The 10,182-nt window shown below is 73.9% G+C and carries 10 protein-coding genes; 3 read left to right on the top strand and 7 right to left on the bottom strand.

What is annotated here, in order from left to right:
• Positions 1 to 22 precede the first annotated feature (22 nt).
• On the bottom strand, positions 23 to 463 hold the full coding sequence (locus DEI96_RS11625; protein ID WP_111024353.1) for a metallopeptidase family protein: 441 nt from the start codon (positions 461 to 463) through the stop codon (positions 23 to 25).
• Positions 464 to 522: 59 nt separating this feature from the next.
• On the opposite strand from DEI96_RS11625, the gene DEI96_RS11620 reads away from it, so the two are divergent.
• Positions 523 to 738, top strand: a complete 216-nt coding sequence (locus tag DEI96_RS11620; protein ID WP_111024354.1) for a DUF3499 family protein — start codon at positions 523 to 525, stop codon at positions 736 to 738.
• A 105-nt stretch (positions 739 to 843) separates the two neighbouring features.
• Positions 844 to 2,322, top strand: coding sequence for an adenosylhomocysteinase (ahcY, locus tag DEI96_RS11615; protein ID WP_111024382.1), 1,479 nt, complete (start codon positions 844 to 846; stop codon positions 2,320 to 2,322).
• Positions 2,323 to 2,440: 118 nt separating this feature from the next.
• On the opposite strand, the gene DEI96_RS11610 is transcribed toward ahcY, so the two are convergent.
• Positions 2,441 to 3,310: an RDD family protein gene (locus DEI96_RS11610; RefSeq protein WP_111024355.1), complete on the bottom strand. Its 870-nt coding sequence runs from the start codon at positions 3,308 to 3,310 to the stop codon at positions 2,441 to 2,443.
• A gap of 42 nt (positions 3,311 to 3,352) precedes the next feature.
• On the opposite strand from DEI96_RS11610, the gene DEI96_RS11605 reads away from it, so the two are divergent.
• Positions 3,353 to 4,351 carry a stage II sporulation protein M gene (locus tag DEI96_RS11605; RefSeq protein WP_111024356.1) on the top strand — a complete coding sequence of 333 codons (999 nt, stop codon included), beginning with the start codon at positions 3,353 to 3,355 and terminating at the stop codon, positions 4,349 to 4,351.
• Between the two features lie 13 nt (positions 4,352 to 4,364).
• On the opposite strand, the gene DEI96_RS11600 is transcribed toward DEI96_RS11605, so the two are convergent.
• Genes DEI96_RS11600 through DEI96_RS11580 form a run of 5 tightly spaced genes read right to left on the bottom strand, consistent with a single transcriptional unit; the run spans position 4,365 to position 9,853 of the window.
• Positions 4,365 to 5,717: a DUF58 domain-containing protein gene (locus DEI96_RS11600; RefSeq protein ID WP_111024357.1), complete on the bottom strand. Its 1,353-nt coding sequence runs from the start codon at positions 5,715 to 5,717 to the stop codon at positions 4,365 to 4,367.
• Entirely contained in the window at positions 5,717 to 6,724 is a 1,008-nt protein-coding gene (locus tag DEI96_RS11595; RefSeq protein WP_502866298.1) for an AAA family ATPase, read from the bottom strand. Before DEI96_RS11595 ends, DEI96_RS11600 begins: the two co-directional genes overlap by 1 nt.
• A 5-nt stretch (positions 6,725 to 6,729) precedes the next feature.
• On the bottom strand, positions 6,730 to 7,983 hold the full coding sequence (locus tag DEI96_RS11590; protein WP_111024358.1) for a DUF4350 domain-containing protein: 1,254 nt from the start codon (positions 7,981 to 7,983) through the stop codon (positions 6,730 to 6,732).
• Positions 7,980 to 8,663, bottom strand: a complete 684-nt coding sequence (locus DEI96_RS11585; protein WP_146246943.1) for a DUF4129 domain-containing protein — start codon at positions 8,661 to 8,663, stop codon at positions 7,980 to 7,982. The genes DEI96_RS11590 and DEI96_RS11585 overlap by 4 nt, the downstream gene beginning before the upstream one ends.
• Positions 8,618 to 9,853, bottom strand: a complete 1,236-nt coding sequence (locus DEI96_RS11580; protein WP_181440566.1) for a glycerophosphoryl diester phosphodiesterase membrane domain-containing protein — start codon at positions 9,851 to 9,853, stop codon at positions 8,618 to 8,620. The genes DEI96_RS11585 and DEI96_RS11580 overlap by 46 nt, the downstream gene beginning before the upstream one ends.
• Positions 9,854 to 10,182: the final 329 nt, after the last annotated feature.

Here is a 10,182-nt window from a genome sequence, read left to right as displayed (position 1 = left end):
CGCCCGGCGCGGTCCGCCCGGCTCACCAGTGTCGGTAGCGGTCCGGCGCCAGGTCCCAGGGGTCCTTGCCGATCAGCTCGCCGACCGCGCGGAACACCGCGGTCTCGATGATGATGCGGCGGTCCGAGTCGTCCTTCTCGGGGCTCCGGTTCACCCGCTCGACGGGGATCCGGAAGACGGTCACGCGGCGGGTGTCGCGGTCGATCCGCCAGCGCGGCATCTCGTCCGGCAGGGTCGTGTCGCTCGGCATGTCCGCCACCTGGAACACGACGCCGGAGAGCTCCTCGGGCCAGAGTCCGAGCAGGTAGTGCGCGCTGTCGCCGACGATCCGCTCGAACGCCTCGGCGCGGGTGATGATCGGCGCGAGCTCGGGGCCGGTGACGCTCGAGCGCCCACCGCGGCCGTGCCGGGAGCGCCCCCGACCGCGGTCGACCGGGGTGACGAGGCGAGGCTTCCGACGCATCCCCACATCGTACGCGGGGACGGGTGCGCGCCGGACGCTCCGCTAGGCTCCCTGTCGAGATGGACGTGCGGATCTGCAGCAAGGTGGCGTGTGCCAACAGCGCTTCGTCGACCCTGACGTACGACTACGGCGACTCCATGGTGGTCGTCGGTCCGCTGTCGACCCGGGTCGAGCCGCACGGCTACGACCTCTGCGCCCGGCACGCTGCCTCCCTGCGCGTCCCGCGCGGCTGGCAGGTGGTGCGGCGCGAGCCGCTCCCGCGCGACGCCGACTGACGGCGCACGTCCGCGACGTGGGTGCGGGGGTCGACCTGGAGGCCCGGGGAACGTGACCGGGATCGGCTGGTGATCCGCGCCTCCCGGCATGGAAGACTGGTGGGCATGCCCACCGAAACCCGCACCGCTGCTGCGTTCCGCGTCGCCGACCTGTCCCTCGCCGAGGCCGGCCGGCACCAGATCCGCCTCGCCGAGAACGAGATGCCGGGCCTGATGTCCCTGCGTGACGAGTTCGCCGCGGCGCAGCCGCTCGCCGGGGCACGCATCGCCGGGTCCCTGCACATGACGGTGCAGACCGCGGTGCTCATCGAGACGCTCGTCGCCCTCGGCGCGCAGGTGCGCTGGGCCAGCTGCAACATCTTCTCCACCCAGGACGAGGCCGCTGCCGCCGTCGCCGTCGGACCCACCGGTACCCCGGACGCCCCCGCCGGCGTCCCGGTGTTCGCGTGGAAGGGCGAGACGCTCGAGGAGTACTGGTGGTGCACCAGCCGCATCTTCGACTGGAGCGACGAAGCCGCTGCGGCGAGTGCCGACTGGACCGGGCCGAACCTGATCCTCGACGACGGCGGTGACGCCACGATGCTCGTGCACACCGGCGCCGACGCCGAGGCGGCCGGTGCCGCTCCGGTCGCCGAGCCGGACGCGAGCACCGAGTGGAAGATCGTGCTCGACACCGTCGCGAGGTCGCTCGAGACGTCGTCGGACCGCTGGACCCGCATCGCGGCGGACATCCAGGGCGTCACCGAGGAGACCACCACGGGCGTGCACCGCCTGTACGAGCTGTTCCGGAACGGCGAGCTGAAGTTCCCGGCGATCAACGTCAACGACTCGGTGACGAAGTCGAAGTTCGACAACAAGTACGGCATCCGGCACTCGCTGCCCGACGGCCTGAACCGCGCCACCGACGTGCTCATCGGCGGCAAGGTCGCCTTCGTCGTCGGCTACGGCGACGTCGGCAAGGGTGCGGCCGAGGCGCTCCGCGGGCAGGGGGCCCGTGTCATCGTCAGCGAGGTCGACCCGATCTGCGCGCTGCAGGCGGCGATGGACGGTTACCAGGTCGCGCGCCTGGCGGACGTCGTCGACACCGTCGACATGGTCATCACGTGCACCGGCAACCTGGGCGTCGTCGGGGTCGACGAGATGCTCGGGCTGAAGCACCTGGCGATCGTGGCGAACGTGGGGCACTTCGACAACGAGATCGACATGGCGGGGCTCGAGGCCCTGCCCGGTGTCTCGAAGGTCGAGATCAAGCCGCAGGTGCACGAGTGGCGGCTGCCGACCGGGCGGTCGATCCTGGTGCTGTCCGAGGGACGGCTCATGAACCTCGGCAACGCGACCGGGCACCCGTCGTTCGTGATGAGCAACTCGTTCACGAACCAGGTGCTCGCGCAGATCGAGCTGCACACCCGGCGCGAGGAGTACCCGACCGGCGTGTACGTGCTGCCGAAGCACCTGGACGAGAAGGTCGCGCGGCTGCACCTCGACGCCCTCGGGGTGCAGCTGACGTCGCTGCGACCGGAGCAGGCGGCGTACATCGGTGTGCCGGTCGAGGGCCCGTTCAAGCCGGACCACTACCGCTACTGAGCGCGGCGGGGCGGCCTGGGGCCGGCTGAACCTGGTTCCGGACACAGCACCGTGGATCTCCGCGGTGCTGTGTCCGTTCCGCGGTGTTGCGCGGGGGCAGTCAGCGCGGCTCCGCGCGTCAGCGCGGGAAGCCCGGCGGGGGTGCCGCCGCGGTCGCCCCCGCGGCGGTCAGCAGCTCCGCGCGGGCACCCAGCGCCCGGACGTCCCGACGACGCCGCAGCACGACGACCCCGGCCAGGAAGACCTCCGGCGGGACGGGCGGCACCGGGTGTGCGAACGGGGACACCTCGGCCGCCAGGGCCTGCGCCGCCGCCTCGCGCAGTTCGGGGCGCATCAGTGCAGCCCAGCGGAAGAACGCACCGAGGCGGTTCTCCAACCGCTGCGGCAGCGCCGAGACGTCCGCGACACCGGCCCACGCCGTCAGCTCCGGGGGCAGCAGCACCTCGGGGTCCCGCTGCTTCGGCAGCCGCTCGTGCTGCACGATCGTGCCCGCCAGCAGGTCCCCGAGGCGCCGAGGCCGACTGCCGAACAGCGCGACGAGCAGGGCGACCGAGCCGAACGTCATCCAGAGCTCGAACAGGCCGACGAGCGACCGGGTAAAGGCGTGCCGGAACCCGATCGCGCCGCCGTCGAGCCGGACGACGCGGGTGCCGGTGGCGAACCGTCCGACGCTCCGCCCCTTCGTCACGGTCTCGACCGCCGCGGGCACCAGCACGAGCACGACGACGAGCAGCACGATGTTGAGCGCAGCACCCCAGGCCGGCTCGAGTCCCCTCGGCCAGAGCCGCCAGACGCCGAACAGCGCGAGCACGAACAGGACGAGGACGCACAGGCCGTCCAGCAGCGCGGCCGCGAGCCGCAGCACGAGTCCGGCGGGCTGGACGTCGAGCGCGACGCCCTCGCCCACCACCAGCTCGTCGGCGGTCTCGTCGAGGTCGCGCGAGAACCGGGCGTCGGCGAGGTCACGCGGCGTGCGGGGCTTCGGCATGGGATCATTCTGTCGGAGATCGCGCGACCTGAGGGGGAACACGTGGACCTGGATGCCTACACCGAGGTGCACCGTGACCGGTGGCAGGAGCTCGACCGTCTGGCGCGTGCCCGGCACCGGTCCGGCGCAGACGTCGACCGGCTCGTCGCCGGCTACCAGGAGGCCGCGACCGACCTCGCCCGCATCCGGGGCGCCGCACCGCGCACCGTGACCGGCGACCGGCTCTCGCTCACGCTGTTCCGCGCCCGTCTGCGCTTCACCGGCACGCCCGTCGACCCGCTGACCGCCGTCGCCCTGTTCTTCACGCGGCAGCTGCCCGCGGCGCTCTACCGGATCCGCTGGGTGACGATCTGGGTCGCACTCGCGACGGTGGCGATCGGGGCGATCGTCGCCGTCTGGATCACCACCACCCCGGGTGCGACGGCGACGTTCGGCAGCGACGAGGCCCTGCGCCGGTACGCCACGCAGGACTTCGTCGACTACTACTCCGACCGTGGCCTCGGGGCCTTCACCGCGCAGGTCTGGACGAACAACGCCTACATCGCCGCGACGATGGTGGCGTTCGGCATCACCGGGGTCTTCGTGCCGTTCTCGATCATGCAGAACGCCGTCAGCCTCGGGGTCTCTGCCGCGATCATGCACTCCCAGGGCCGCCTGGCCGACTTCTTCCTCTACATCTCCCCGCACGGGCAGCTCGAGCTCTACTCGGTGTTCCTCGCGGGCGGTGCGGGGCTGATGATCTTCTGGTCGTGGGTGGCTCCCGGGCCCGGACGGACGCGCGCCCAGGCCCTCGCCGAGGACGGCCGTGCACTCATCACCATCGCGATCGGCCTGACCCTGACCCTGCTGCTGTCCGGCATCGTCGAGGGCGTGGTGACGCGGCAGGACTGGCCGTGGCCGATCAAGATCGGCATCGGCACCCTCGCCCTGGTCGCGGTGCTCGCCTACCAGTGGGTGCTCGGCGGCCGCGCGTACCGAGCGGGGGAGCGCGGCGACCTCGAGGAGTTCGAGCGCGGCTCCACCGCTCTGGTGGCCGGCTGACGTCCGTCCCGGTTCAGAGCCGGCCGGTGGCCTTCGCCCGGATGTAGGCGTCGGCGACGAGCGGCGGGACGTCCGCCGGTGCGCCGCGCACGACCTCGGCGCCGGAGCGCCGTGCGACGTCGGCCGCACCGTCCGCGTCGAGCAGGGTGCGTTCGGCGGCGGCGCGTCGGTAGACGTCGCGCTCCGCGCCGGTCGGGAGGCCCGGCACCCGTCCGCCCCGCGCGGTGCGGATCGCCGTGGTCGGGTCCACCCCGCCGCGCGCCATCCGCTGGACGGCCGGGTCCTCGATGCTCGTCACGACGACCGCGTGCCGTCGGGACAGTCGGGGGAGCACGGCGAGCAGGTCGCCCGAGGCGCCGACGGAGTCGAGGCTCGAGGCGAGGACGACCATGGCGCGCGAGGTCGTGATCGAGTCGACGAGTGCGGGGACGGAAGCCCAGTCGGTCGCGGCGAGCCCGGGCTCGGCCATCGCGAGGGCCTCACCGAAGCGCTGCACGACGTCGGTGCGGGTGGCGCCGTGCACGCGGTCGTGTGCGGTGTCGTCGAGGACCACCAGGTCGACGCGGTCACCGGCGGCTGCCGCGAGGGCACCGAGGAGCAGCGCCGACTCGATGAAGGTGTCGAGTCGGGGTTCGTCGGCGACGCGGCCGGCACCCGCCCGGCCCGCGTCGACCACGACGACGACGCGTCGGTCGCGTTCCGGTCGCCAGGTGCGGACGACGAGGTCCTGCCGCCGCGCGGTGGCGCGCCAGTCGATGGAGCGCACGTCGTCACCGCGCACGTAGTCGCGCAGCGAGTCGAACTCGGTGCCGTGCCCGCGGAGCTGCAGCGTGGTCTCGCCGTCGAGCTCGCGGAGCCGTGCCAACCGTGACGGCAGGTGCCGCCGGGAGCGGAACGGCGGCGTCACGACGAGTTCGCCCGGTGCCGCGAGGACCCGCTGGCGTGCGGCGAGGCCCAGGGGACCGAAGGACCGCACGGCGACCCCGGTGGTGCGGCGTCGACCACGACGGAACGGTGTGAAGCGCATCCGGGCCGTCCGTCGCTCCCCGGCGGGGACGGTCATCCGGATCCGACGGGGACGGTGGCCGGCCGACGGCTCCCACATGTCGCGGACCACACCGCGGACCGTCCTGGAGCCGTCGTTGGCGAGCACGAGGGTGCCGTCCGCGGTGCTGTCGCGTCGAGCGAGCCGGGGCATCCGCCGCTCCACGCGGACCCGTCGCAGGTCGGCGGCGAGCACGACGTCGAGCGCCGCGGCGAGCAGCACCACCCCGACCCACGCCAGACCGGCCCACCCGCTGCCGAGCAGCACGGTGGGCACGAGGGCGACGGCGAGGAGCGCGACGAACCGGCCGGAGACCGCCACTAGATCGGCACCCGCACCTGCTCGAGCACCTGCTGGAGCACGCCGTCGGCACCGACGCCCTCGAGCTCGGCGTCGGCAGCGACCCGCAGGCGGTGCCGCCAGACCGGCAGGGCCATGGCCTGCACGTGGTCCGGGGTGATCGCGTCGTAGCCGGTGAGCCAGGCCCAGGCCTTGGCGGCCGCGAGCAGTGCCGTCGCTCCGCGGGGGCTCACCCCGACGCGGACGGACGGTGCCTGCCGGGTGGCCCGGGCGAGGTCGACGATGTACGCGAGCACGTCGTCGCGGGCCCCGACGCCGCGGACGGCACGCTGCGCACGGACGACCTCGTCGACGCCGACCACCGGGGTGATGCCGGCCGACCGGACGTCGCGCGGGACGAACCCGTCGGCGTGGCGCCGGAGCACCTGCCACTCGACGTCGCGCGGCGGGATGTCGAGCGTCAGCTTCATCAGGAACCGGTCGAGCTGCGCCTCGGGCAGCGTGTAGGTGCCCTCGAACTCGATCGGGTTCATCGTCGCGGCGACGAAGAAGGGGTCGGGCAGGGCCCGGGCGTCGCCGTCGACGCTCACCTGGCGTTCCTCCATGGCCTCGAGCAGGGCCGACTGGGTCTTCGGCGGCGTGCGGTTGACCTCGTCGGCGAGCAGGACGTTCGTGAAGACGGGGCCCTCGCGGAACGGGAACGTGCCGGTCGAGGCGTCGTAGACGAGCGACCCGGTGACGTCGCCGGGCATCAGGTCCGGCGTGAACTGGATGCGCTTCGTGTCGAGCGTCATCGCGGCGGCGAGGCTGCGGACGAGCAGGGTCTTCGCGACACCGGGGACACCCTCGAGCAGCACGTGCCCCTGTGCGAGGAGTCCGACGATCATGCCGGAGACCGCGCCCTCCTGGCCGACGACGGCCTTGGCGACCTCGGTGCGGACCCGGCCGAACGCGTCGCGCAGGTCGGTGCCGGCCGCGGTCGCCGGGTCGTGCTCCGGTGCGGTGTGCTCGGTGGTGGCAGGGGGCAGGTCGGTCACGGTCGTGCTCCTGGTCGGTCGGGGTCGGAGGTCGGTCGGTCACCGGAGGTCGCCCGGCGGACGGCGCGTTCGAGGTCGTCGAGCGCGGCGGTGCCGTCGACGAGTGCACGGTCGTCGTCGGTGGTCCCGCCGACGAGCACGGCGCCGACACGGGTGTGCGGGATGCCGGTGGCCTGGGCCGCGGTCCGGACGACCTCGTCGACGTGGGCCGATCGGGGAAGTCCGAGCATCCGGCCGATGCGGCGGACGGCTGCGACGCGCAGGGTGTCGAGGGCGTGGGTGCGGTCACGGGTGCGGGCGTACATGCGGGCGCGACCCTCGGTGGTCTCGGCAGCACGGACGACGACGGGCAACCGCTCGACGACGAGCGGGCCGAGCCGTCGGCCCCGCCAGACACCGGCCGCGACGGCGACGAGGGCGAGCAGTGCGAGGGCGCTCGGGACCCACGGCGGGGCGAGCTCGCCGAGGGTCGGTGCGGCGTCGGGGGTGCCGACGGCCGGGGTGTACCAGACGAGTCGCTCGTCGGCGCCGAGCAGCCCGAGGGCGAGCGCGGCGTTCCCGGCGGTGGCGATCGTGTCGTTCCGGAACGCCGAGGTCGTGCCGAGCAGGGTGACGTCGCCGCCCGGGGTCGTGGTGCGCACGAGGCCCCAGACCCGGGAGGCGCCCTCGCCGGTCGGCGCACACCGCTCGGCGGTCGCGTCCTGCACGGTGTACCCGGAGCCGGCGGTCGTCACCCGCGCTGCCGAGGCCGCCGCCGGGATCCCGCACGAGGCCGTCGAGACGGTGGCGTCACCGTCGATCTGGGCGGGCGGGTCGACCGGGAACCCGAGCAGCGCATCGAGGGCTGCGCCGCTCGTCCCGACGACCACGACGTGCCGGGCCGTGCGGGCGATGCGTTCCGCGACGGCGGGGTCGAGCGCCCCGTCGGCGTCGTCGATGAACACCGTGCCGCCGTCGATCCCGCCGACGCCGTCGACGGTGTCGGTGACGGCGACCGCGGTGCCCCGCTGCTCGAGCACCCGGACGAGCGCGGCCGAACCACTGGCCGTCGTCGAGGTCGGGTCGAGTGCGCGCGGTGCGTCCGGGTCGGTGCCCTGCACGAGGGCGGTCAGCGCGGCGAGCAGGACGCCGACCAGGACGATCGCGACCCAGAACCCGATGCGGAACCGGCGTCCCTCGGCCGGAGCAGGAGCCGGAGCCCGAGCAGGAGTCGGTCCGGCGCTCGTCCGTGTGGCGGTGTCGGTCGTCATGCCGGCACCACCGGTTCCTCGGCCCGGGCGGGCCGGGCCTGCCGGACGGTCCGCTCGGTGTCGAGCACGCGCAGGGCCGCGGCTTCGTCGGCCTCGGCACCGAGGTACCGGACCGCGTCGAAGGCGGTCGCTGCCGCGTCGAGTGCACCGGCCGACGCGGGGAACGGCACGGCACCCCGCGCGGCGATCGTCCGCGCGGTGGCTCCGGGCACGTCGGGCACCAGGTCGCGTTCGCCGAGCCCCCTGGCGATCGCGCGGAACCCGTCGAGCACCGCTGCCGACCAGTCGGCGCGACGGACGGCGGCCTGGGCCGCTTCGAGGAGTTCCCGGGCGGAGCGCAGGTCGTCGGCGTCGAACACCCCGCCGGTGTCACCGTCACCGGCCCGGGCGCGCCGGCGGGGGAGTCCGCGTGCGACGACGACGAGCACGACGACCGCGACGAGCACGACGATCGCGATCACCAGTGCGGTGCGGGCCGCAGTGGGGGAGTCGATGCCGTCGGCGCGGAGCGACCCGAGCCAGTCGAGGAAGGAGCGCGAGGCACGGTCCCACCACGTCGGCCGGGCAGCGTCGTAGGCGGACCGGTCGAGCTCGCGTTCGAGCAGGCGACGCGCCTCGTCCGGGTCGACCGCCGTCACGCGGAGCCGTTCGGCGGCGCCTGGCCCGGACCCTGCTGCCACGGCTGCTGCTGCTGACCGGGCTGCCACGGCTGCTGCTGCTGACCGGGCTGCCAGGGTTGCTGCTGCTGACCGGGCTGCCACGGCTGCTGCTGGGCCGGCTGCCACTGTTGCTGCCCCGGCCACTGCTGCTGCTGCGCCTGCCACTGCTGGCCACCCCACTGCTGCTGCGGCGGCCACGGCGGGCGTGCGACGGGCTCGGACGGCGCGAACGGGTCGGTCGGCTGCCCGGAGTCCAGGTGCGATGCGATCCGCTGGTCGAGGGCCTCGGTGCGGATCCGCCGGTCGATGGCGAGGAACGTGGTGATCGAGGCGCTCAGCACGTCGGTGATGCACTGCACCGCGATCGCGAGCAGGCTGCCGACGACGATGGCGATGACCGCACCGGTGCCGGCTCCCGACGTGCCGTCCGTCTGCCCGAGGGGGTCGAAGGTGCCCCCGACGAGCACGGCGCCGATGGTGAGCGGGATCGACGCGATGGACGCCGCGAACCCGAACATCAGCTGCACGAGCAGCAGGATGCCGAAGGTCCGCCAGAAGGCCCCGCGGGTCAGGCGCCACGACTGTGCGGCTGCGGCGAAGACCGGCCGGCCCTCGAGCGCGATGGTCGGGACGGTGAGCACGAAGCGCGTGGCGAGCCACACGACGACGACACCGATGCCGAGCACGAACAGCACGAGCGCCAGCACGAACCACCCGGTGCCGGAGCCGGCGGCACCCATGGCCGCGAACACCCCGAAGAACACGAGTCCGGCCAGGATCGCGAGGACCGCACCGGCCCCGATCTGCACGAGCATCCACGCGACGACGGACCACCGGCGGCCGGCGAGCAGCGCCCACAGCCCTCGGAACGTGGCGCGACGGCCGAGGACCCGCTGCCCGGTGTCGGCGGCGACCGGCGCCACCAGGAACCCGCGACCGAGGTAGGCGAGGAACGGCAGCACGACCGAGAGCAGTGCCGTGAGCGTCAGCGTGCCCGCGACCACCGAGTCGGCACCGCTGCCGCCGTCGAGGGCGGAGAACATCCGCGACTGCAGCGCCTGCTGCCCGAACGTGCTGGCCAGCGTCGAGAGCAGGCCGAGCACACCGCTCAGCAGCACGCTCCAGAGCAGCAGCACGCGGGCGTTCCGGCGGAAGACCGTGAACGCGCCGGCCAGGATGTCACCGAGACCGAGCGGGCGCAGCGGGATCACCGGACGCGAGCCACCTGACGGGCCGCCCGGTCGCCCCGGACCCGGCCGCGGGGCGGGCTGCGGCGGCACGGAGAAGCGGGGCGGGCCTCCAGGCTGGGGTCCTGGTCCCTGCGCCGGTCCGGACGCCGGCGGCGTCGGCGCACCCTGCTGCCCACCGCCCGGTGTGTGCCATTCGGACATGACTCCAGCCCCCTCGTCGTGTCGGACCGAGCCAGCGATGCACGGTCCACCCCCATCCTGGCGGAAAACCCGGCGCGGCGGGGCCTCGGCTATCGTGTGGGGACACGTGCCGACCACGGCACCCGCACGCCACCCGGAGTCCAGATCAC

Origin of the sequence: Curtobacterium sp. MCLR17_031 (assembly GCF_003234775.2) — a bacterium.
GTDB classification, from domain to species: domain Bacteria; phylum Actinomycetota; class Actinomycetes; order Actinomycetales; family Microbacteriaceae; genus Curtobacterium; species Curtobacterium flaccumfaciens.
The sequence above is the reverse complement of the archived record's forward strand: the minus strand, read 5'-3'. Positions and strand labels throughout refer to the sequence as shown.